The sequence below is a fragment of the Bradyrhizobium sp. SSBR45G genome (genome assembly GCF_030159255.1).
Lineage (GTDB): Bacteria > Pseudomonadota > Alphaproteobacteria > Rhizobiales > Xanthobacteraceae > Bradyrhizobium.
Window position 1 is genome coordinate 18,124 of the sequence record NZ_BSCT01000038.1, and the last position, 21,778, is coordinate 39,901.

Annotated in this window: 16 protein-coding genes; 10 read left to right on the forward strand and 6 right to left on the reverse strand. The window is 66.2% G+C overall.

Annotated elements, in window-relative coordinates; all coding sequences use genetic code 11:
• Positions 1–273 precede the first annotated feature (273 nt).
• Positions 274–1,341, forward strand: coding sequence for a hypothetical protein (locus QQL87_RS30730; RefSeq protein WP_284422909.1), 1,068 nt, complete (start codon positions 274–276; stop codon positions 1,339–1,341).
• 298 nt (positions 1,342–1,639) lie between these two features.
• Here the strand turns inward: QQL87_RS30730 and QQL87_RS30735 are convergent, their stop codons facing one another.
• On the reverse strand, positions 1,640–2,116 hold the full coding sequence (locus QQL87_RS30735) for an Hsp20 family protein (RefSeq protein WP_284422908.1): 477 nt from the start codon (positions 2,114–2,116) through the stop codon (positions 1,640–1,642).
• A gap of 193 nt (positions 2,117–2,309) precedes the next feature.
• Between QQL87_RS30735 and QQL87_RS30740 the strand changes: the two genes are divergently transcribed.
• Positions 2,310–3,257: an alpha/beta fold hydrolase gene (locus QQL87_RS30740; RefSeq protein WP_284422907.1), complete on the forward strand. Its 948-nt coding sequence runs from the start codon at positions 2,310–2,312 to the stop codon at positions 3,255–3,257.
• A gap of 61 nt (positions 3,258–3,318) precedes the next feature.
• On the opposite strand, the gene QQL87_RS30745 is transcribed toward QQL87_RS30740, so the two are convergent.
• Positions 3,319–4,521, reverse strand: a complete 1,203-nt coding sequence (locus QQL87_RS30745; RefSeq protein WP_284422906.1) for an ABC transporter substrate-binding protein — start codon at positions 4,519–4,521, stop codon at positions 3,319–3,321.
• Positions 4,522–4,663: 142 nt separating this feature from the next.
• On the opposite strand from QQL87_RS30745, the gene QQL87_RS30750 reads away from it, so the two are divergent.
• The 6 genes from QQL87_RS30750 (at position 4,664) to QQL87_RS30775 (ending at position 9,041) form a co-directional block, all read left to right on the forward strand.
• Entirely contained in the window at positions 4,664–5,347 is a 684-nt protein-coding gene (locus QQL87_RS30750) for a GntR family transcriptional regulator (RefSeq protein ID WP_284422905.1), read from the forward strand.
• 108 nt (positions 5,348–5,455) lie between these two features.
• Positions 5,456–5,779 (forward strand): immunity 53 family protein, encoded by a 324-nt coding sequence (locus QQL87_RS30755; RefSeq protein ID WP_284422904.1) that lies wholly within the window; start codon positions 5,456–5,458, stop codon positions 5,777–5,779.
• Between the two features lie 138 nt (positions 5,780–5,917).
• Positions 5,918–6,769, forward strand: a complete 852-nt coding sequence (locus QQL87_RS30760; RefSeq protein WP_284422903.1) for a protein-L-isoaspartate O-methyltransferase family protein — start codon at positions 5,918–5,920, stop codon at positions 6,767–6,769.
• A 430-nt stretch (positions 6,770–7,199) separates the two neighbouring features.
• On the forward strand, positions 7,200–7,349 hold the full coding sequence (locus QQL87_RS30765; protein ID WP_284422902.1) for a hypothetical protein: 150 nt from the start codon (positions 7,200–7,202) through the stop codon (positions 7,347–7,349).
• A gap of 729 nt (positions 7,350–8,078) precedes the next feature.
• The gene (locus tag QQL87_RS30770; RefSeq protein ID WP_284422901.1) at positions 8,079–8,246 is read left to right on the forward strand and encodes a hypothetical protein; all 168 of its coding nucleotides are present in this window, start codon (positions 8,079–8,081) and stop codon (positions 8,244–8,246) included.
• A 147-nt stretch (positions 8,247–8,393) separates the two neighbouring features.
• Entirely contained in the window at positions 8,394–9,041 is a 648-nt protein-coding gene (locus QQL87_RS30775; protein ID WP_284422900.1) for a CPBP family intramembrane glutamic endopeptidase, read from the forward strand.
• A gap of 847 nt (positions 9,042–9,888) precedes the next feature.
• On the opposite strand, the gene QQL87_RS30780 is transcribed toward QQL87_RS30775, so the two are convergent.
• On the reverse strand, positions 9,889–10,776 hold the full coding sequence (locus tag QQL87_RS30780; RefSeq protein ID WP_284422899.1) for a LysR family transcriptional regulator: 888 nt from the start codon (positions 10,774–10,776) through the stop codon (positions 9,889–9,891).
• A 115-nt stretch (positions 10,777–10,891) separates the two neighbouring features.
• Here QQL87_RS30780 and QQL87_RS30785 point away from each other — a divergent pair, with 115 nt between their 5' ends.
• Both QQL87_RS30785 and QQL87_RS30790 read left to right on the forward strand, forming a co-directional pair.
• Positions 10,892–12,481 (forward strand): NADH-quinone oxidoreductase subunit L, encoded by a 1,590-nt coding sequence (locus tag QQL87_RS30785; RefSeq protein ID WP_284422898.1) that lies wholly within the window; start codon positions 10,892–10,894, stop codon positions 12,479–12,481.
• A gap of 14 nt (positions 12,482–12,495) precedes the next feature.
• Entirely contained in the window at positions 12,496–15,027 is a 2,532-nt protein-coding gene (locus tag QQL87_RS30790) for a YbcC family protein (protein ID WP_284422897.1), read from the forward strand.
• A gap of 47 nt (positions 15,028–15,074) precedes the next feature.
• Here QQL87_RS30790 and QQL87_RS30795 read toward each other — a convergent pair whose 3' ends face one another.
• The 3 genes from QQL87_RS30795 to QQL87_RS30805 form a co-directional block, all read right to left on the reverse strand.
• The gene (locus tag QQL87_RS30795; protein WP_284422896.1) at positions 15,075–17,882 is read right to left on the reverse strand and encodes a di-heme-cytochrome C peroxidase; all 2,808 of its coding nucleotides are present in this window, start codon (positions 17,880–17,882) and stop codon (positions 15,075–15,077) included.
• 173 nt (positions 17,883–18,055) lie between these two features.
• Positions 18,056–19,849, reverse strand: a complete 1,794-nt coding sequence (locus QQL87_RS30800) for an adenylate/guanylate cyclase domain-containing protein (protein ID WP_284422895.1) — start codon at positions 19,847–19,849, stop codon at positions 18,056–18,058.
• A 115-nt stretch (positions 19,850–19,964) separates the two neighbouring features.
• On the reverse strand, positions 19,965–21,710 hold the full coding sequence (locus tag QQL87_RS30805) for an adenylate/guanylate cyclase domain-containing protein (RefSeq protein ID WP_284422923.1): 1,746 nt from the start codon (positions 21,708–21,710) through the stop codon (positions 19,965–19,967).
• Positions 21,711–21,778 lie beyond the last annotated feature (68 nt).

Consider the following 21,778-nt stretch of genomic DNA (forward strand, 5'->3'; position numbering starts at 1 on the left):
CCTAAAACGCAAGATGCCAAACTTCAACCTATCACACAAGCGCATCGGAGTCCTGAGCCCGGGCGCGGCAAGGCGCGTATTCCTCCGGCAAATCTTCCGTTTGGGAACGACGTGTCCGGGCCGGCCGATCACGCACCTCGCTCCATTTTGAAACCCTTCGCCTCGATCCCGCCCACTCTCCGACCCAGCACCGCCGGAATCACGGCAGAACCTGCGCAGCACTCAGAAGAAGCGAACAGCTTCACGTGCGGGGGCATGCAGGAGCTTTGAGCCATGAAGTTGCTAGTTGGAGCCGTCTCGGCCTCGTTGATCGCGACCTTTGCCGCGCAGGCCGAGCCGCTCCCGCCGTCGGGGCTTCGTGCCCCCTATTCGGCAGTCTCGGATTTCGACCAGCCCTATCCCGAGCCGCCGCCTGCCGTCGTTCCGGCGCCGCCGCCGCGTTACGGCTACGGGCCGGGACCTGACTACGGCTATCGCGACCAGCGTTACGCGCCGCCCGCGCCGGTCTACCGGCAGGACGGCTATCGAGACGGCTATCAGCAGGACTTTGGCTACGCGCCGGCGTTCCTGCCGGTGCATGAGGTCTATGCCATCCTCCGCGACAACGGCTTCTCGCCGCTCGGCGCGCCGCGCCAGCGCGGCAATGTCTATATCGTGGCCGTGCTCGACCGCCAGGGTGAGGACGGCAAGCTCGTCGTCGATGCCCGCTCGGGCCGCATCCTCCGCTTCGTGCCGGCCTTCCAATGGGGCGAAGACTATGAGCGGATGCGCTTCGAGCCGCGCGGCGGTCTCGAGCGACTGCCGGCGCCGACTGTGATCCGGGCCGATCCGCGCGTGGTGCCGGCGATGCCGCCCGCGCCGCGGGTTGCGACCGCCATGCCGGCCCAGCCGAAAGTGCCGACGCCTGCGGCCCGGCCGGTGGCTCCGCCGCCGCAGACCGCGGCCCTCAACCCCAAGCCAGCCGAGGCGGTCAAGCCGGCGCCGAAGCCGGACATCAAGCCCGCCGAGGCCAGGCCTGCGGAGATGAAGCCGGTCGAGACGAAGCCGGTCGAGGCCAAGGCCGATGCGCCGAAGGCGGGTGAAGCCAAGGCTGCTGATCCCAAGGCTGCTGATCCCAAGGCTGCTGATCCTAAGGCCGCTGATGCCAAGTCGTCGGACGCCAAGCTTTCAGAGATCAAGCCCGCCGATGCCAAGGCATCAGAGGTGAAGCCGTCGGATGCCAAGCCGGTCCAGTCGGCCGCGGCCGCGCCACAGACGACCGGGTCCATCGCGCCCGCCGCCAGGCCGGCGCCGCAGATCCTACCGACCGCGAAGATGCCGCCGGCGCAGGGGCTGGACTGAGTTACTTGCATGGGCTGCCGCGCTGCCGCCCCGACCAAACCTGTCATCGCCCGGCTTTGACCGGGCGATCCAGCATTCACCGGCACCTCGGCCTGTCACGACCGCCGCAGCGTACTGGATGCCCGCCTTCGCGGGCATGACAGCGGAGTTCGCAGTAGCGGCCCGGCCACGCGTGCGCTCGCGCTGGGAAGGCGGCCGCTCTTGTCAGGCGGGGCAGCACACGACTTCTTCTCGCTCACCGCACAAAAAAACGCCCCGGTTGCCCGGGGCGTTTGCAGTCCTGGAGGGGAGGGGGCGGTTACGCGGCGGCCTTCTCGGCCGAGCCTTCGATCGCCGGCTGCTCGGCCTTGGCGTTGGTCGAGATCGGAATCGACCGCGGCTTCTTGGCCTCGGGGATCTCGCGCACGAGGTCGACGTGGAGCAGGCCGTTCTCGAGGCTGGCGTTCTTCACCACCACGTGGTCGGCGAGCTGGAACGAGCGCTCGAACGCCCGGGCGGCGATGCCGCGATACAGCACCTCGGCCTTCTTGCCGTTCTCGTTGGCGGCTTTCTCGCCCTTGATCGTCAGCGTGTTTTCCTTCGCGACGAGGGAGAGCTCATCCTTGCCAAAGCCGGAGACGGCGACGGTGATGCGGTAGGCATTCTCACCGGTGCGCTCGATATTGTAGGGCGGATAGCCGGGGCTGGGCTCGGCGGTCGCCTGGTCGAGCAGCGAAAACAGACGGTCGAAACCGACGGTGGAACGATAGAACGGGGTGAGGTCGTAGGTACGCATGGTCAAAGTCCTCCATTGAGCGACTGTTGGCAAACCCGCCCGCCATCGGGCCGGGCTGTCGTGCAGCCGTATCAGGCCTGCACGATTTCGATATGGGTCGAACGTTTCAGCGTTCAAGGGCCCCCGAAAGCGGCTCTTTTTGCCGTTCCACCCCTTGATTCCGCCCGCCTTTCACCTATTCGATGGGCCCCTCATGACGCTCGTCTCGATTCCCGCCAATCCCGTCCCTGAAAACGCCACCGCCGGCACCATCAAGACACCTGATGGCGCCGAGCTGCGCTTTGCGCGCTGGGCGCCGCCGACCGGGCGCAAGGGCACCGTCTGCGTGTTCACCGGCCGCAGCGAGATGATCGAGAAGTATTTCGAGACGGTGCGCGACCTGCGCGACCGCGGCTTTGCAGTCGCCATCATCGACTGGCGCGGCCAGGGCCATTCGTCGCGGCGGTTGCGCGATTCCCGCAAGGGCTATGTGCGCTCGTTTACCGACTACGAGATCGACGTCGAGACCTTCGTCACCCAGGTCGTGCTGCCGGACTGTCCGCCGCCTTATTTCGCGCTGGCGCATTCGATGGGCGGCACCGTGCTGCTCAGGCTCGCGCATTCCGGCAAGCGCTGGTTCGACCGCGTCGTGCTGTCGGCGCCGATGATCGACCTGCCGGGCCGGCGCACGTCGCTGCCGGCGCGGCTGCTGCTGCGGGCGATGCGGATCGCAGGCCAGGGCAGTCGCTACGTGCCGGGCGGCAATGACGAGATCAGCGGGCTTGCCTCCTTCGTCAACAATCCGCTGACGTCCGACCCCGTGCGCTATGCGCGCAACGCCGCAATCCTTGAGGAGGACCCGACGCTCGGCATCGCCTCGCCCACGGTGGCCTGGGCCGACGCCGCCTTCTCGGCCATGGTGACGTTCCGCGGCATGACCTATCCGTCGCAGATCCGCCAGCCGATCCTGATGCTGGCGGCGTCCAGCGACGCCGTGGTGTCGACCGCGGCGATCGAGGAGTTCGCCTATCACCTGCGCGCCGGCTCGCATCTCGTCATTGCCGGCGCCAAGCACGAGATCCTGCAGGAGCAGGACCGCTACCGCTCGCAGTTCTGGGCCGCGTTCGACGCCTTCGTGCCGGGCACGCCGCTGTTCGGCTGAGGCGAGTCGCTTGGCGCTGACCGTTTCCGCGGATCGCGTGATCGCGCCGGGGAGTCGCGTGCTACCTGGTCGACAGCACCTCGCCGAAGCGCTCCCACTGCTTGCCGGTGAAGCGCATGAACTGCACCTGCTCGACCGGCAGATGGTCGCCGTCTGATGTGTTGACCTTGATCCCGGGCAGCAGCATCGGCAGCTCCAGGTCCTTGATCGACAGCGCCTGCCTGAGGATGTTCTCGCGCGACAGGTCGTTGCCGGCCGCCGTCAGGACGTGCTCCAGCACCATGCCGTTGTTGTAGCCGTTGACGTAGTTGGAATCGCGGATGTCGCCGTCGGGCACGTATTTGGCCATGTAGTCGCGCCAGCCCTTGACGCCGGGATCGTCGGCCCAGACCGGATCGAGCGGATCCTTGACGTAGGCCGTCGAGATGATGCCGGTGCCGGCCTCGAGACCGGCCGGCTCCATCACCGAGGACATCCACACCGATACGTTGCTCAGGAACATCATCGGGCGCCAGCTGATCTCGAAGGTCTTGCGGATCGCCTGCGCCGCGAATTTCGGCGTCGCCGCGATGATCAGCGCGTCGGCGCCGCTCGATTTCAGCTTCACGATCTGCGAGTCGATGGTCGGCTCGGTCACTTCGTAGCTCGCCACCGTCACCGCCGTGTCGAAGCGCTCGCCGAGGACGTCCTTCAGGCCGGCGAGATAGTCGCGGCCGAAATCGTCGTTCTGCGCGAGGATCGCGAACGTCGCGTCCGGCTTCTTCTGCAGCGCGTAGCGCGCATACATCCGCGCCTCGTTGCGGAACGGCGCCATCACGCCCATCAGGGCGAGCGGAAACTGCGCGGGGTCGCCGAACTTCGAGGCGCCGGAGGCCACGAACAGCTGCGGCACCTTCTTGGCCGACAGATATTTGGCGATCGCGGTGTTGTGCGCGGTGCCCATGGTCGAGAAGATGAAGGACACCTCGTCGCTCTCGACGAGGCGCCGGGTCTGCTCGACGGTCTTGGGCGGGACGTAGCTGTCGTCGAGCGAGATCAGGTTGACCTTGCGGCCGTTGATGCCGCCGCGGTCGTTGACCATCTTGAAATAGGCGACCTCGCCCTTGCCGAGAATGCCGAACGCGGAAACCGGCCCGCTATAGGGCATGGTCTGTCCGATGCGGATCTCGCCGGCGGTGATGCCGGGCTGATCCTCGGCCTGGGCCGGCCCCGCCAGTATCGACACGACCACGAACAATCCCGCAGCTGCGATGGCGCTTCGCATCGATACCTCCCGGATGGCCGCCTGCAGCGGCGTTTTGCCGGAAAGGATAGCAGCTGCCCTTCATCCGGCAATTAAAATATACTTTTTAGAGAAAATATACTTTTGGCTCTGCTATGCTGTGCGTGATGTCATCGAGCGAGTCATGTCGGGAAGCGCCACCCAGACCGTCTACGAACAGCTCCGCGCCAGCCTGCTCGCCGGCCTCTACCGGCCGGAGGAGAAGCTGAAGATCAGCGAGCTCGGATCGGCGTTCGCGGTCAGCCCAGGCGCGATCCGCGAGGCGCTGGCGCGGCTGACGGCGGAGGGGCTGGTGACGGCGATGCCGCAGCGCGGCTTTCGCGTCGCGCCGGTCTCGGTGGCCGACCTGCGCGATCTGACCGACATGCGCATCGAGATCGAAACGAAATGCCTGCGCCGCGCCATCGCCAATGGTGATCTCGCCTGGGAGGCCGCCGTCGTCGCGGCGCATCATCGGCTGGCCGCGACGCCGGTCGCCAATGCGGACGGCAGCTTCCTGCCTGACTGGATCACGGCGCACAACGAATTCCACGCCGCGCTTGCCCGGGCCTGTGGCAGCGCCTGGATGCTCCGTGTGCGCGATCTTCTGTTTGCGCATAATGAGCGCTATCTCGAACTGGCTCACAAGGCCGACCGCGGTGAGCGCGACGCCGCCCGCGAGCATCGTGAGCTGATGGAGGCGGCTTTGGCGCGCGACACCGAGCGCGCGGTGACGATCATCACGGCGCATCTCGGCACGACGCGCGACACCATCGCGGCCGGACTGGTCGCGGCCGCGCTGATGAACGGGCGCGGAGACGCGCAATGACGACGTGGCCGCCGACGTCGCGTCTGCCCTGGAGGAGATGGCCGCGTGACGCTGCTGTCTTGAGCGCGTTCGGTCCGCGCCGAATGTCACGGAGCACGTGAGATCCTGATGCCGCATCAGATCGAGCCTCTGAAGGCGCTTCAGGACTGGTACGCTTCTCAATGCAATGGCCGATGGGAGCGCCAGTATGGGATCAAGATCGGCACGCTCGACAACCCCGGATGGACCCTCAGGATCGACCTCTCCTTCACGGCATTGGCGGAACGCGCCTTCACGGAGGTCAAGGTTCAAGGCGACGACGACGATGACTGGTGCCATTGCCGCGTGCGCGGCAACGTCTTCGAGGCCTTCTGCGGCCCCGGTCATCTCGACGACGTGATCTCGATCTTCCTCGCCTGGGCGATTGCAGCCGCGCGGGATGCCGAGCACTGAGCGCGACGCTCCCGTTTCACGCGGACGCACGCACGATGCGATCCACACGGGCGGGCAGCGCCCCCAGATTCCTGGTGATGCCAAGGGGCGCCCGGCATATGATACCGGCGATTGTCAGCCATCCCGGGAGGCCGCGTCGTGGATCCGTCGGAAAAATATCGCTCGTTCTATGCCAGCTTGATCTGCGCCTCCGCAAAACACGATGATGCGCGCATCGAGGAGGCGTTCCGCGCGGTCCGGCGCGAGCCGTTCGCCGGACCGGGTCCCTGGTGGATGACCATCGGCGGCCATCCCTATGTGCAGACGCCCGACGACGACCCGGCGTTTCTGTACCAGAACCTGCTGCTCGCGCTGGACCACGAGCGCGGCATCAATATCGGCCAGCCCGCCGCGCACGCGCTGTGGCTCGGCGCCTGCGCGATCAGGCCGGCAGACACCGTGGTGCAGATCGGGGTCGGCAGCGGCTACTACACCGCAATCCTCGCGCATCTGGTCGGCCCGCGGGGCCGGGTCTGCGGCTATGAGATCGACGAGGCGATGGCGGTGCGGGCGCGCGAGAACCTGAAGGATCTGTCGCACGTCGAACTAAGGATGCAATCCGGCGTCGAGGCGGAGCTGCCTGCGGCCGATGTGATCTACGTCTGCGCGGGAGCTGCGAAGCCGAGCCGGAGCTGGCTGAACAGCCTGCGGCCTGGAGGGCGGCTGCTCTTTCCGCTGGCGCCGCAGGGCGTGTTCGGCGGCATGCTGCTGATCACCCGTCCCGGCACGGGCCCGGCGTGGCCGGCGACATTCGTCAGCCGCGCCGCATTCATCGGCTGCGTCGGCCTCCAGGACGAAGAGGGCGGCCGCCGCTTGAGCGAAGCGTTCTCTGGAGCATGGGACGCCGTGCGCTCGCTCCATCTCGACGGTCCGCCCGACGACAGCTGCTGGTTCGCAGGCGATGACTGGTGGCTGTCGACCCAAGAGGTGGCCGAGCCCGGCACGGACTAGCGATCCCCTGGGCACCGGTTGGAGACCTGCAGTCGTCGTCACGTCACGGGGGCTGAGCTACCTCTCCATGATGATCGTGCGCTCGCCATCATGATAGCTGTCGAAAGCCGCCACGGAGTCCAGCAGAGATCACCACCAAGACGCGCGTCCTCCGCGCGGTAGCAAGCCACCCCTGCTGCTGACACGTCGATCGCTTGGCGGGAGCTTCCCAAGATATTCAACCTGCTCGCGCGTCGGCATGCCCTTCGTAGCTAATCAATTCCAAACGCCCCATCAGCGTTAAGCGGGCTTCATGCCGGCCGCTTTGCGCATTCAAGGATGCATTCACCACGCACGATGTCGTCGCTGCTTTCTCCATTCCCGGAAACCCCCCGGTAACGCGCCGTCTTTCTATTGACGGCCATTGATGAAAATTCTGGAGGAGACATTCATGTTGATGACGATCGCGCGAAAGCTTGTAGGACCCCATGCGCTCAATTCCGGCTTCGGCCTCGTGACGATGTTCGCCTTGACCGGCGTCGTCGCTTCACTCGTGCTGGTGCAGCACGGCGTCAATCTCAGCCCGCCGGCGATGTTCTGATCGCAAGGCTAAAGGATAAGAAGCCGCGCTCCCGTTCGAAATGAGGAATGAGGAGCCGGCTCGCACGCTTTCCGAGCGGGGCGCGCGCGATCGTCTCGGTCGCTTTGCCCCGCGCACCATCTCGACCTCGCAGCGCGCCTTACCCCTGTTTCAGACCAAGGCGCGCTTGCCGAGAACGACAGCCGGTCTCGTCGCAGACCTGAGAGCGGCCACGCTCGCGATCAGTTGCCGGCCGCGGCCTGCGCCGCCTTCTCTAAGATCCGCCCGTTCGATCGCTTGTGGCGCTCGACGTATTGCGCTCCTCTGTCCCCACTTCGTCAGAGATGGCCGGGCCTTCGCGCACCGAAGCGGCTTCCGGACGCGCGGACCGGACAAGTCCGGGCAGGGCTAACTCACATGGCAGGTGGCCGTGCTGCGATGGCCCTGATGTCGTCCGTTGCGGCTCCGACAGCGCGCAGCGTTGACCGACGCAGACCGGGTTCACAGCCATTTCGGCCAGAGTGAGACAGCCGCCGGCTCTCAGCGTCGCTGATTTCCGATTCCCCATGGAACGATGGCTTGACGATACCGGCGCCCTGCGATACCGGTACAAATCATAGCGCTACAAACCGTAGCATATGACAATCGGCCGGCGCGAGGGATCCTAGAGATATCACGATCCAATTTACAATCTTAGATTGCATCAAGCGTCGCGCGCTCCCGTTAACCGATGTGCTTTTGGAGGAAGCCATGAGATCCGTCTTCAAGGTTGCTCTGGCGCTGGCGCTGCTCACCGCCGCGTCATCGGCATACGCGCAGACCCGGTGCTATCCGGTACCCAAGACCATCAAGAAATGGCAGTTGCACGATGGCTGCCACAGCGCCTACGCGAAGATGAAGGGCAGGCCCTGTCACTAGCCGTGCGGCCGGGAAAGCCATGAGAGGCCGCCTTCATCGCCGGCCTCTCCGACATTGACCATCCGCGCTGGTCGGAGAAACATGTGACAGCGCGTGTCGTTCTTGCCAGGATGCGATCGCGGCAGCGAAGGATCCGGAAGTCACGTCGTGCGCGAGCTTGATAGTCCCGACGACCGGTGGGCCAGAACCAGCGCAACGGCATGGTTCGCTGCCATCCTTGCGCCGATGATCGCGTCCCAGCTCGTGCGTTTGCAGCAGCACGCCGCACTCGGCTGGATCGCCTGGGACTATGCCGGCCGGCTTGGCGCGCTTGCCGTCATGGCCGCGATCCCGTCGGCGCGAATGGTTGCCTTCACGTCGCAGAGGACTCGTATCTCCCATCTGGAGACGATGCTCTGGATCGTCGGCCTGTCGCTGCTTGAACGTCTCAGCCAGGCGCCGAGAATCGTCATCAATGCTGCGTTTCCTGGCACGGTCGTCGGACGCTATCCCCAGCCCGGCGGTTGGCTCTATTTGTTCGATCTCGCCCTCGGACTTGGGCTGGTCGCTGTGAGCGAGGAGTTGGTGTTTCGCCGCTGCGCTGCCGACGTGCTGCGGCTTTGGCTCGGCAACCGCGTTCTGATCGTGCTGGTCTCGTCACTCCTGTTCGGCGGCTACCATCGGTGGGCCGGACTCGGAAACGTCGTCATGGCCACCATCCTCGGTGCAGGATTCATGCTGATGCTGCAGCGCTCGGTGGCGTTGTGGCCATTGGTGCTGGCGCATGATGTGGTCGACCTGATCGCTTTTGCTTGAGGCGGGCCTGTCCTTATGGTCGCCCCGATTTGCCCGACGGGCACACCTCGCCAAAGCCTGTCCAGCCCTCCCGCGAAAAATATTCTGATTTACGAATTTCGGAATTCGTGTAGTCTCCGCGCCGTCCGGTTTCCGCGAGGAGGGGCGTATCGCGGTCGTCACGAGCGTGGGAGGCTGGATGCGGTGGGTGCGGCGGGTCGCAGCGTGATTGCTCATGCCGACGAACGACCGGCCGTGCACGATGAAATCGCGTGGTCCTGGCCTCCCGACGCTGAGGTCAAGCCGGCGCTGCTGACGAGGCGCGCGGGCGACGGTGGCTGAAAGCCGGACACCGGGGAGAGCGCGTATAAATCGTAACGCCATCGCGCAGGGAGGGCCGGGTCGTCCGGCTGAACCTGTGGTTCCTGCCCCGTGCATTCTTTCCGCACGGGGGCCACGGGCCTCAGTCGAGGTCCGGCCTTCCCTGCGCCCTCCCGTTAGTTGCGGAGGGTGATCAAGCGCAAAGCTCGGGCGGATCACGCCGCGAGAGCGCGATCTCATGTCTTCTGCTGTTTGACATGTGTAGGAATGACGAACGATCGTCATCAAGTGTATCTTGGCGCCCATCGCGCTGCCATGACCGAGGCATCAGAAGCGGTGTGCATGAATGTGCCCTCTCCCCTTGCGGGAGAGGGCATCTCGGACAGTGCGGCACATGCGGTCGGGTGAGGGGTATGTCTCGACGATCGACACTCGCGGAGAGATACCCCTCACCCGAATGAAAACGTGGATGGGCCGGTGCAGCCCTCTCCCGCAAGGGGAGAGGGCGCTGTATCAGGCGGCGCGTACCGTTGCGGCTCGTATGGGCTCACCCCATCTTCTTGCTGCGTGCTCCGATCAGTTCGGCCACCAGCGGGTTCGGATAGCGGCGCTGCTGGCTGACGGCGAAGAACTGCTCCTTGAGCGCGCTCAGCCGTGCACGTTCGACCAGCACGCCCGAGCGCAATTCGTCGATCACGACGATCGACGGCACCAGGGTCACGGTGCCGCTCTCGCGCGCCATCAGGCGCAGCATCGCCATGTCGTCGACCTCCGCGGCGATCAGCGGACGGACGCCGCTGCCGCCGACCAGCGCATCGAAGGCGGAGCGCAGCGCGCTGCCGCGGCCGGGCAGGATCACCGGCGTCGTCGCCAGATCCTGCGGAAAGCAGAAGCGGGCGGGCCTGGATGGCTTGCGGCTGACCAGGCTGACGCGCTGCTCGTCGATCAGCGTGTTCTCGAAGCTGCTGCGCGTATCCGGCGCCGCCGGATGATTGGCGAGCACGAGGTCGAGCTTGTGCGCGTCGAGCTGCTCCAGCAGATCGGCGAACTGGCCGGTGCGGATGATCAGCTCGACGTCGGCGCGCCCGATCAGCGGCTTCAGGAACGCGATCTGGAAGTTGCGCGACAGGTTTGCCGCGGCGCCGACCCGCAGCAGCTGCCGTCCGGGACGCAGGCCCGACAAGGTCTCGATCAGCTCATGGCCGGACTTGAACACGCTGCCGGCATAGTCGAGCGCGATGCGCCCGGCCTCGGTCAGCTGCAGCGTGCGTCCGGTGCGCTCGAACAGCTTCTGGCCCAGCTGCTCCTCCAGCGCCTTGACCTGCACCGACAGCGAGGAGGGCGAGACGTTGAGGCGCTGCGCGGCGCGGCTCATGCTGCCTTCGCTCGCGATCATCCAGAAATAGCGCAAATGGTGGTAGTTCAGATGCGGCATGGCATCGTTCTATATTTTATAACGATCAGGTTCAATGATTGAAATTTTAAGAAGGAACCGCAGTCGGTAAAGCAGGGCGCGACATCGTCTCATCCGATCAACCGTCCGGACCGCCATGAACCAGCTGCTTCCCTATCTCGCGGCGCTTGCGCCGCTCATGCTCGCTGTCGCCGCGCTCACCGTGACGGGCGGGAGCGCCAGGACCGTCGCCCGCAACGCGATCGTCGCCGCTGCGATCGCATTCGGCATCGCCGTGACCGCGAGCCTCGCTGCAGCCGTCCTTGGGGCCGGGCGGACGCCCCTGCTCGGCGGCTATGGTCTCGGGCTGTCGCTGCAGCTCGACGCGCTGGGTGCGATCCTCATCGTGCTGGTCAGCTTCATCGGCGTCGTCGTGATCCGCTACAGCCGCAACTATCTCGACGGCGATCCGGGGCAGGTCAGGTTCACGCGCTGGCTGCTGCTGACGTTGGCCGCGGTGCTGACACTGCTGATCTCGGGCAACCTCGTGCTGCTGCTGGCCGCCTGGATCGCCACCAGCCTCGCGCTCGGCAAGCTGCTGCTGTTCTATGGCACGCGGCCGGCCGCGATCCGCGCCTCACGCAAGAAGTTCGTCGCCAGCCGGCTGGGCGACGCCATGCTCGCGCTGGCGGCGCTGCTGCTCTACGTCCGGTTCGGCACGCTCGAGATCGCAAGCCTCGCCGCGCAGGCCCGCAGTGGTGAGGGCGCGGGATCGGCGCTGGTCACGATCGCGGCGCTGCTGATCGTCGCGACGGCGATGCTCAAATCGGCGCAGCTGCCGCTGCATGGCTGGCTGATCGAGGTGATGGAGACGCCGACGCCGGTGTCGGCGCTGCTGCATGCCGGGATCATCAATGCCGGCGGCTTCCTGGTGCTCAGACTCAGCGACGTGCTGCTGCTGGCGACGCCGGCGCTCGACGTGCTCGCATTGGTCGGCGGCGCCACTGCGTTGTTCGGCTCGCTGGTGATGCTGACGCAGACCTCGGTCAAGGTGCAGCTGGCCTACTCGACGGTGGCGCAGATGGGCTTCATGCTGCTGCAATGCGGGCTCGGCGCGTTCTCGGCGGCGCTGCTGCACATCGTCGCGCATTCGCTCTACAAGGCGCATGCCTTCCTGTCGTCGGGCAGCATCATCGATCTCGCCCGCGCGTCGTGGACGCCGAGCCCCGGCGGCCAGCCGCATGCGGCACGACTGATCCTGGCGCTGACGGCGGTCATTGGCCTCGCGCTGCTGACGGGGCTTGCCTTCGGCATGACCCTGCGCAGCAACCCGGCGCAGATCGCGCTCGGCGCGGTGCTGCTGATGGGGCTGGTGCACCTGATGGCCAACGCCATCGATGAGCGGCCGAACGCGTTCGTCGTTGCCCGCGCCGCGGTCACCGCGGTCGGCGTCGCGCTTGTGTACTTCGCGCTGCAGGCCGGCATGGCCTGGGTCGTGGCCGGGAGCTTCCCTGCATCGCGGCCGGTCGACGGCGTCGTGCCGATGCTGATCGCGGCCGCGGTGGTGGTCTCGTTCGCGGCGGTGACCGTGTTCCAGAACCAGATGATGCGCCGCGCCGACGCGCCGTTCTGGATCGCAGCCTATGTCCACCTGCGCAACGGGCTCTATCTCAACACGCTCGCCAACCGCCTCGTGCTGAGCCTGTGGCCGCGCCGCGCGGCCTCGCAGACGCCGTCCAACCCGTGATCATCGAGAGTCCCATGACCCAGGCCGCCCTCGCCAAGCCCATGACTGCCACCGATCCGGTCGGCGCTGAAGCAGATGTGCGGCTCGCTGCGTGCATCGACAGCGCCTGCCGGCGGATCGCGCCGCTGTGGCCGCTGAAGCACTTCGTCGCGGTCAACCCGTTCCTCGGCTTCACGTCGCAGAGCTTCGCCGCGACCGCCGCCACCTTCGAGCGCGTGGTGCGGACGCGGATGCTGATGCCGCGCGCCTGTTATCGGCAGGCGCTCGACGACGGCCGGATCGACGATGCCGCGCTGGCGCAGGCGCTCGAGCTGCATCCGTCGATCGGGCTCGACATCGATCAGCTCAAGCAGAGGGCGCGTGCTGACGCCGGCCTGTCATCGCCGCCCGCCGTCGTCGCCACCGTCGCCGAGGTGCTGGACCGGCTCGCCGAGGGCGATCGCTACGTCTCGCTGGTCGCGTTCATGATCGACGAGATCTCGGCGTTCTGCGCCAGCTATTTCGACGAGGGCCAGGCGAGCTGGCCGAACCCGGCGCGCAAGCTGAAGCCCTACGCCGCCTGGCGGCAACTCGCGGCCTGCGATCGCAATCCCGAGGTGATGGGCCTCCCGGGATTCCGGAAAGCGATCGCCGGGCTGCCGGCCGATCCGGTGCAGGCGATCGGCGTGATCATCGATCGGCTGGGCATCCCCGAGCGCGCGGTCGAGGACTATCTGGTGCGGGCACTGTTCGATGTCGGCGGCTGGTCGGCCTACGCGCGCTACATCGGCTGGAACGCCGAGCTCGACGGCCAGCGGGACGACACGCTGCGCGAACTGCTCGGGATCCGGCTCGCCTGGGGCTATGCGCTGTTTCAGGCGCGCACCGACGAGGCGTTCAAGTCGGCCTGGGCGCAGGCGATGGCGGAGGCGGCGAAGCTGCCGGCCGATCACCGGCTCGACGAGACGCCCGAGCTTGCGATCGATCTCGTCCTGCACGAGGCCTATGAGATCGCGTTCCGGCGCAAGCTCGTCGCAAAGCTCGCCGCGCACAGCGCACAGGCCGCGATCGCGCAGCTGCCGGCACGGCCGCCGGTGCAGGCGGCGTTCTGCATCGACGTGCGCTCGGAAATCTTCCGGCGGGCGCTGGAGACCGCCTATCCCGAAGCCGAGACCATCGGCTTCGCCGGATTCTTCGGCTTCCCAATCGAATACGTCCCGATCGGCCATGCCAAAGGCGGCGCGCAATGCCCAGTGCTGCTCAAGCCCGCCTTCATCGTCTGCGAGGCTGTCAAGGACGCTGACGACGTCGAGGCGGCCGAGGTGCTGGGCTTGCGGCTGCTGCGGCGGCGCGCGGCCAAGGCGTGGAAGTCGTTCAAGGTGTCGGCGGTGTCGTCGTTCTCCTTCGTCGAGACCGCCGGCCTCGGCTTCGCCGCCAAGATCGCTACCGACAGCGCCGGCGTCACGCGTCCCGTGCCGTCGCCGGTGGTGGATGGCCTCGATCCGGAGGTCGCCGCCCGCGTCCAGCCGCGGCTGACGCCCGGCGAGCTCGGCGGACGTGCTACCGGCTTCACCGATCCGCAGCGTGTCGCGATGGCGGAGGCCGTCTTGAAGGCGATGTCGCTGACGGGGCCGTTCGCGCGGCTGGTGCTGCTCGCCGGCCACGGCAGCACCACGGTCAACAACCCGCACGCCTCGGGGCTCGATTGCGGCGCCTGCGGCGGCCACACCGGCGAAGCTAATGCGCGCGTCGCCGCCGCCGTGCTCAACGACTGGCGCGTGCGAGAGGGCCTGCGCGCCAAGGGCATCGACATTCCCGCGGATTGCTGGTTCATCGGCGCGCTGCACGACACCACCACCGACGCGGTGACGTTGTTCGACGAAGATGATGTTCCGGCCGCGCTCGCGCCGGATCTATCCCGGCTCAAGGCGCGGTTGGCGGACGCCGCGCGGCTGGCGCGGCTCGAACGCAGCGCGCTGCTCGGCATCCGCGACACATCCGATGTCGATGATGCCGTCATCGCCCGCAGCCGCGACTGGTCGCAGGTGCGGCCCGAATGGGGGCTCGCCGGCAACGCTGCGTTCATCGCCGCGCCGCGCGCCTTCACCCGCGGCCTCGACCTCGCCGGCCGCGCCTTCCTGCACTCCTACGAGGCCGGGCGCGACGACGGCTTTCGCACGCTCGAGCTGATCATGACGGCGCCGATGGTGGTCGCGAGCTGGATCAATCTGCAGTACTACGGCTCGACCGTGAACAACGCCGCCTTCGGCAGCGGCAACAAGGTGCTGCACAATATCGTCGGCCAGCTCGGTGTGCTCGAAGGCAATGCCGGCGATCTCAGGGTCGGACTGCCCTGGCAGTCGGTGCATGACGGCACGCGCTTCATCCACGAGCCGGTCCGGCTCAACGTCTTCATCGCCGCGCCGGAGAGCGCGATGGACGAGATCATGCAGCGTCACCAGGGCGTGCGTGATCTCATCGTCAACGGCTGGGTGATGCTGCACTCCCTGAGCGAGCAGGGCGCGATCCGGCGCTGCATCCGCCCTGGCGAATGGAGGGCCGCATGATAGCGCCGGCGCGCCTCGCTCTCGGCAAGGCGCGCCGCGTCATCAGCTCACAGCGTCTTCAGATAGGCGATCAGGTCCCAGCGCTCCTCCTCGGAGAAGGCGCCGCCGATGATGCCGTTCGGATAGTCCTTGTTGGGCTTCGCCGGACCCTCGAAGGAATGGCCGAGCGTGCTGTTGCCCTTGATCGGCTTGCCGCTGGAATCCGTGGTCGCGAACAGCGATTGCCCGACCTTGCACGAGGCCTCGCCGCCCTTCGGTACGTCGAAGCCGACATGGGTGGGGTCATAGTCGCGGGCGCCCTGGCAGAACGAGGTCGGCCGCTCCGCCGCCGGCGTCAGCAGCCAGTACAGCGACGGCACCGAGCCGTTGTGCAGATAGGGCGCGGTGGCCCAGACCCCGTTGAGTGGGCGGGCGCGATAGCTCTTGCCGGCCGGATTCGGGCAGTTCTTGCGGTCGCCCCACAGTGCCGCCTGCTCGGCGGGAGAGAGTTTGCGGTCGTCCATCCATTTGTCGCTCGCCTTCTGCACGACCGCCATCAGCGCCAGCGCATAGGGCATCTCGGTGGTCGAGCCCTGCGGCAGGTTGCAGCCCTTCAGGTCCTTGGCCGGATCGACCTCGAGGAAGCCGGGCACCTTGACCTTGCGGGTGGCGAGGATCGTGGCCTGTCCCGGATCGGTCTGCATCGCCTCGACCGGCTTCTGCACGAGGTCGAGGATCGGACCCTTGGCGTTCCAGCCCTTGCTCTCCCAATCCTCGGCCGGCTTGATCTTCCAGAAGCTCTTGTCCGGATAGGTCTTGTCGAACACGGGATCGGCGACCGGGCCGAGATGGCATTCGACGCAGACCGTGGCGTAGAGCTTGCGGCCGCGCTCGACGCGGACCGGGTCGATCTTCCAGGCGTCATCGCCGGCAAACAGCTTCTCCGGCCATTTCGGCGAGGTCAGGCCGCCGAACGCCGGCGTCGTCGTCGCAAACGGATCGGGCCCGCGCAGCATGTCCTCGATGTGGATGAGGTTCTCGATCGCCATCGACGACCGCCACAGCTTGTCGCTTGCCGTCTCCGGCGAGAGGTTGATCTGCGCAAATACGCCGAGCGCCTCGCCGGCATTGCGGATCAGCGGCTGCGCGATCGAGCCGTCATATTGCGCCCAGGAGAACCACGGCACGGTCCAGATCGGCGGGTAGGACACCGGCGCGTCGATGGCCTCCTGGTTGCCGACCATGTTCGGCAGGCCGCTGACCGCCATGTCGAGATAGAACACCTGATTGCCGATGCGATTGAGCGCATCGAGCCGGCCGAACCCTTCACCGGTCTCGGTCTGGCCCTTGGCCTCGATCGCGCTCTGGTAGTTCTTGGCCTGCATGTTAAGCGCGAAGTCGGTCGCGGACTTCAGACCCTTCTTGAGGGCATCGCGATCGGCATCAGACGCCTTCGACCCGAGCACGCGATCGGCAAAGCGCGCGAAGCGGCCGGGCACGTATTGCGTGAAGATCATCGCAAAGCCCATCGCCTCTTCCAGCTTGCGCAGGTCGGCCATGCCGGGGCCGCCGTCGAAGCGGACGCTGACGCCCTTGTAGTGGATGCTGCCGGAGTGACAGGCCGCGCAGGTCAGGCCGATCTTGTCGGACTGTGCCGCGCCGGTGACCGGATCGGCCGCACCCGAGAGCCGGGCGAAGCCGACCGGCAGGCCGCCTTCATTGCCGGCCGGCGTCGGCTTGAGACCGGCAGGCAGCGCCGGGGCCGTGTCGGTCTTGGCCGTCGCGTTGGCGGCATAGCCGAACGGGCGGAGAGCGCTGGGGTCACCATCCACGCTCTTCGGGCTTGGAATGAAGCCGAAGCGCTCGAGATAGGCGCTGTCGGAGATCAGGCCGGGCGTCCCGAACAGCGACAGATACGGCTGCTCCATCGCCATGAACCAGTTGTAGGGAATCGGGAAGGTCGCCGTGCCCTGGGTCACGTGGTGGAACCAGTGCCGGTCCTTGGTCGTCCAGCCCTGGTCGAGCCAATAGGCCGCCTTGGTCGGCTCGGTCTCCGGCAGCGCCGGCGGGATCAGGGCCGCGACCTTCTTCGGCAGGATCGCGCTGAGCTTGTCGCTGACGGCATCCGGCGCCGCCATCCAGGCCAGCAGCAGCGCGACGGCGGCCAGCACGGCCGCGCCGACGACAGCCTTGGCAGCCCGCCAGATGATGCTCGCCGGCCTGGGCTTCACCATCAGGCGCGCAACGATGCGCTGCGGAAGCTGGCGCTCGACGAACAGCGTGCGGACCTCGGCGACGGAGAGATAGCGGCCATCGCCCTCGCCCTTGCCGAGGATGTTGAGCAGCACCGGCCACTCGCCCTTCATCAGAACTGGGTAGTACCAGCGCGCCTTGTCGCCGTCGCGCTTCAGATTGGCCTTCATGAAGGTCTGGATCTGCGCCGCATTCAGGCCGTGCTCGGTGCCGCCATTGGGATCGGGATAGTCGCTGCCGAAGCCCGCCAGCCGGTCGATCTCCTCAGGATGGACTTTGGCCTCGGCATCGAGGATGCGCGAGCCGCCGCCGAGCTTGTCGAGCGGGCCGTCGCGCAACTGGTCGAGATCGGCGCCCGACCACAGGCTCTTGAGCAGCCGCAGCGGCGACAGGCCGTTGGCGATCAGCGCGACGCCAGAGGTTTCGATGCCGACGAAGCGCTTCTTCAGCCCGGTTTCGCCACTCGCCGCCTCGACGCGATCAGCGATGGTCTTCAGCGGGACGCTGTGGCCGCCGACGAAGCCGCCGGCGACGAGCGCGCGCAGGAAGGGGCAGGGATTGTTGGGCGAGACGGGGGTCTGTCCGGGCAGGGCGTCACGGACGCGGGCGCTGTCTTCTTGCATCGAACGACATCCTTGCAAAGCACCTGAGTGATGAAAACGGGATCACGCAAACAAACAAAGCCGGCGCCGAATTGCGCCGCGGAACGGGTCGAGGCCGCGCCGTCCAAAAGTTACAATGCAATTATGAATGATGGCGTAACCCGCCGCAGTGTCAACCTCAAGTCGAGATTGCGTTATTCGCCCGCGTATTTCGCCTTGCTGTCGACCAGGGTCAGCTTGGTCAGCGGCACGCCGGCCTTGGCGAGACCGTCGCGATAATGAGCGATATCAGCTGGATTTCGCCAGCGGATGTTGCTCAGAAGCCGATCGATCGTCATCCACGGATGCTGGCTCAAGAGCGTGGCGACGGCCTCGCCGGCTTCGACCGAGCGTCCGAGCTGCGCCAGGGCCGCCGCGCGAATGGCGAGGCCCTGCAGATGGTTGGGATTTTGATAGTGCGACTCGCGCGCCCAGGACAGCGACGCGTCATACTGGCCGAGCATGTAGTGGCTGAACGCGCTCAGCACCGACCATTGATAGCGCGGATCGCTGTTGCCGCGCTGGGCCGCCACCGAGAACAGCTCGATCGCCTCGCGGTGCTCTCCGCTGACGAGGTGGCACACGCCGAGCACACCGCGCGCGCCCATGTCGTAGGGATTGAGTTGCAGCGCCTTGCGCGCCGCCTCCATGCCCGCTTCGACGCGGCCCTGCATGGCATGGACGTAAGCCAGCAGTGAATAGGAGAAGGACGAGCGGGAATCGAGCCGCACGCTGGCCTCTGCGAGCCCCATCGCTTCTTCCCAGAGCTCCCGCGAATTCCGGATCCAGCCGAAATGAATGCCCTGCAGCAGGATCGTGCCGAGATAGGTATGGGCGATCGCCAGTCCCGGGTCGATCCTGATCGCCTCGCGGAACAGCGTGATCGAACTTTCGTAGTCGGCCTTGGTCGGCTGATAGTAGTGTGACAATCCGCGCAGAAAGCGGTCCCACGCCGTGAGGTCGGTCGTCATGGATCGCACCGGCACGGCCGCCTCGGCGCGGTAGATCTCGGGGATCAGCGCGGTGCACAGATTGGCCGTGATGTCGTCCTGCACGGCGAACAGATCACCGATGTCGCGGTCGTAGCGGCCGGCCCACAGCTGCTCACCGTTCTCCGGCGCGACCAGCTCGGCCGTGACCCTGATCTTGTTGCCGGAGCGCCGCACCGAGCCCTGGATCAGGTAGGTCGCATCGATCTCGCGAGCGATGAGGCGGGCGCTCATTCCGGCATGCTTGAAGGCGAAGGTCGAGTTGCGGCTGAGCACCCGGAAAAAGGATTGCAGCGACAGCGCGTGGATGAGGTCTTCCGCCAGCCCGTCGGAGAAATACTCGTCGGTCTCGCTGCTGAGGTTGGCGAAGGGAAGCACACCGACGATCGCCGTCCGATATTGGGCCGGCAGCGAGGTCGCGGGCCGCGGCTCGCGGCTCTTGTCCGGCGAGGAGGGATCCCAGCTCCAGACGTTGATGGTGTGTTCGATGTTCTTGAAGCGGAATGGACCGCGGTCGATGAAGGTGACCGTCAGATGCTTGCTCGCCTCCTGGTAGGCTTTGTTGGACAGTGCAATTCCACCGGGAGGGGCTGCGGCTTCAAGTCGCACGGCGGTGTTGACGCCGTCGCCGAACACCTCGTCCTCATCGAAAATGACGTCGCCCATGTTCACGCCGAGGCGGAACTGCATCACCCGATCGGCCGGCAGGTGCGCATTGCGCTCCGCCATCAGCTTCTGCACCTCGACCGAGGCTGCAATTGCGCCGACGACGCTAGGAAATTCCAGGAGAAACCCATCCCCCGTATACTTCACGATCCGGCCGCCGTGATTGAGGATGACCGGATGGATGGCGCCGCGATGCGCCTTGAACGCGGCATGGGTTCCCGCCTCGTCGGCGCCCATCATCCGCGAGTAACCGACCACATCGGCACAGACAATGGCGGCCAGCCGTCTCTCCATCCGTTCCTCACTCTGATAGAGGGCGATACCACGGCAGCATCATTGGAATCCAATCAATTTGCGGAAGCAATGTGTAGGCCATGTGGCAGACCGGGGATGAACGCGGAGATTTGCTTCAGGTCAGACCGGCCTTGATCAGCCCGTCGCGGTAGTGGTCGATGTCGGCCAGGTTCTTCCATCTGATGTTCTTCATGTGACGCTCGAGCGTCAGCCAGGGATATTGCCCGCGCACGCCGCCAATGGCCTCGCGCGCCTGATCGGTGTCTCCAAGCTGCGCCAGAGTTGCCGCCCGGATCATCAAGGCCTGCAGATGGTTGGGATACAGCAGCAGCTCGTCACGCGCCCAGAACAACGCGGCCTCGTAGCGGCCGACCAGGTAATGACTATAGGCGTTCAATGCCGGCCATTGATAGCGCGGATCGCTGTTGCCGCGCTGTGCGGCGACCGAGAACTGATCGATCGCCTGCTGGTGCTCGCCCGTGACCATGTGGCAGAGGCCGAGCACGCCGCGCGCGCCCATGTCGTAGGCGTTGAGGTCCGTGGCCTTCCGTGCCGCCTTCATGCCGTCCTCATGCGCGCCCTGCATGGCGTGCACGAAGGCGAGAATCGCGTAGGCGAAGGAGGACCGCGGGTCGAGCCGGACGCTGTCCAGCGCGAGGCCCTTTGCCTGCTCCCAGAGCTCGCGCGAGCCTTTGATCCAGCCGAAGCTGATGCCCTGCATCAGAATGGTCGAGAGATAGGCATGTGCGATGCCCAGCGTCGGATCGAGCGCGATGGCTTCGCCGAACAGCGCGATCGAGATCTCGTAGTCGGCCTTGGTCGGTCGATAGTAGTGCGACAGACCCCGGAGAAAGCGGTCCCAGGCGGTCGGGTCGGTCGTGGGCGAGCGGAACGGGACCGAGGCCTCGACACGGTAGATCTCGGGCATGAGCGCCGCGCACAGGCTCGTCGTGATTTCATCCTGCATCGCGAACAGATCGCCGAGGTCACGGTCGTAGCGCCCGGTCCACAGTTGCGCCCCACTTTCCGGCGCGATCAATTCCGCCGTCACGCGGATCTTGTCGTGCGATCGCCGCACCGTCCCCTGGATCAGATAGGTCGCATCGATCTCGCGTGCGATCAGGCGAAGATTGAGGTTACGGTCCCTGAAGCGGAAGGTCGATGTCCGGCTCAGCACGCGAAAGAACGATTGCAGCGACAAAGCGTGGATCAGGTCGTCGGCAAGCCCGTCGGCGAGATAGTCGTCGGGGGCATCGGCGAGATTGGTGAACGGCAGCACGCCGACAATGGCCGTGCGGTATTGCGGCGGAAGGCTCGCAGAGTCTCTTTGTGGCCGGAATGCCGCCTCGCTGTCAGGCTCCCAGGTCCAGGCCTGAATCGGCTGTTGCAGGTTCCTGAATTGGAAGCTTCCCGCATTGACCAGTTTGACCGGAAGCTGCGGACCGGCCTCCTCATAGGCCCTGCCCGACACGGCAACGCCGCCGGGGGCGGCGATCGATTCGAGATTGACGGCGACATTGATGCCGTCCCCGAATGCCTCGCCGTCGTCGATCGTGACATCGCCCCGATGGATGCCGAGACGAAAGCGCATGTTGCGGTCAGCGGGCAGGTGCGCATTGCGCTCCGCCATCAGGCACTGCATCTCGACCCCGAACTGGATCGCGCTGGCGGCGTTCGCGAACTCCAGCAGGAAGCCGTCGCCGGTGTGTTTGACGATGCGGCCGGCGTGATTGAGGATGATCGGATGGATGGCGCCGCGATGCGCCTTGAAAGCGGCGTGCGTGCCGGCCTCGTCGATCCCCATCATGCGCGAATAGCCGGCAACGTCGGCGCAAAGGATGGCGGCGAGGCGTCTTTCCATCACGTCGTGCTCCCGCCTCGCGCATACCATGGCCCAGGCGGCCGAATCCAATGCTTTTCCAGAACCAG

What these genes read in the sequence shown, in the direction of transcription:
- QQL87_RS30745 (WP_284422906.1), bottom strand. Translation starts at nt 4,521, where the DNA reads ATGCGAAGCGCCATCGCAGCTGCGGGATTGTTCGTGGTCGTGTCGATA.
- QQL87_RS30780 (WP_284422899.1), bottom strand. Translation starts at nt 10,776, where the DNA reads ATGCCGCATCTGAACTACCACCATTTGCGCTATTTCTGGATGATCGCG.
- QQL87_RS30735 (WP_284422908.1), bottom strand. Translation starts at nt 2,116, where the DNA reads ATGCGTACCTACGACCTCACCCCGTTCTATCGTTCCACCGTCGGTTTC.
- QQL87_RS30765 (WP_284422902.1), top strand. Translation starts at nt 7,200, where the DNA reads ATGTTGATGACGATCGCGCGAAAGCTTGTAGGACCCCATGCGCTCAAT.
- QQL87_RS30800 (WP_284422895.1), bottom strand. Translation starts at nt 19,849, where the DNA reads ATGGAGAGACGGCTGGCCGCCATTGTCTGTGCCGATGTGGTCGGTTAC.
- QQL87_RS30785 (WP_284422898.1), top strand. Translation starts at nt 10,892, where the DNA reads ATGAACCAGCTGCTTCCCTATCTCGCGGCGCTTGCGCCGCTCATGCTC.
- QQL87_RS30795 (WP_284422896.1), bottom strand. Translation starts at nt 17,882, where the DNA reads ATGCAAGAAGACAGCGCCCGCGTCCGTGACGCCCTGCCCGGACAGACC.
- QQL87_RS30770 (WP_284422901.1), top strand. Translation starts at nt 8,079, where the DNA reads ATGAGATCCGTCTTCAAGGTTGCTCTGGCGCTGGCGCTGCTCACCGCC.
- QQL87_RS30730 (WP_284422909.1), top strand. Translation starts at nt 274, where the DNA reads ATGAAGTTGCTAGTTGGAGCCGTCTCGGCCTCGTTGATCGCGACCTTT.
- QQL87_RS30805 (WP_284422923.1), bottom strand. Translation starts at nt 21,710, where the DNA reads ATGGAAAGACGCCTCGCCGCCATCCTTTGCGCCGACGTTGCCGGCTAT.
- QQL87_RS30755 (WP_284422904.1), top strand. Translation starts at nt 5,456, where the DNA reads ATGCCGCATCAGATCGAGCCTCTGAAGGCGCTTCAGGACTGGTACGCT.
- QQL87_RS30740 (WP_284422907.1), top strand. Translation starts at nt 2,310, where the DNA reads ATGACGCTCGTCTCGATTCCCGCCAATCCCGTCCCTGAAAACGCCACC.
- QQL87_RS30750 (WP_284422905.1), top strand. Translation starts at nt 4,664, where the DNA reads ATGTCGGGAAGCGCCACCCAGACCGTCTACGAACAGCTCCGCGCCAGC.
- QQL87_RS30790 (WP_284422897.1), top strand. Translation starts at nt 12,496, where the DNA reads ATGACCCAGGCCGCCCTCGCCAAGCCCATGACTGCCACCGATCCGGTC.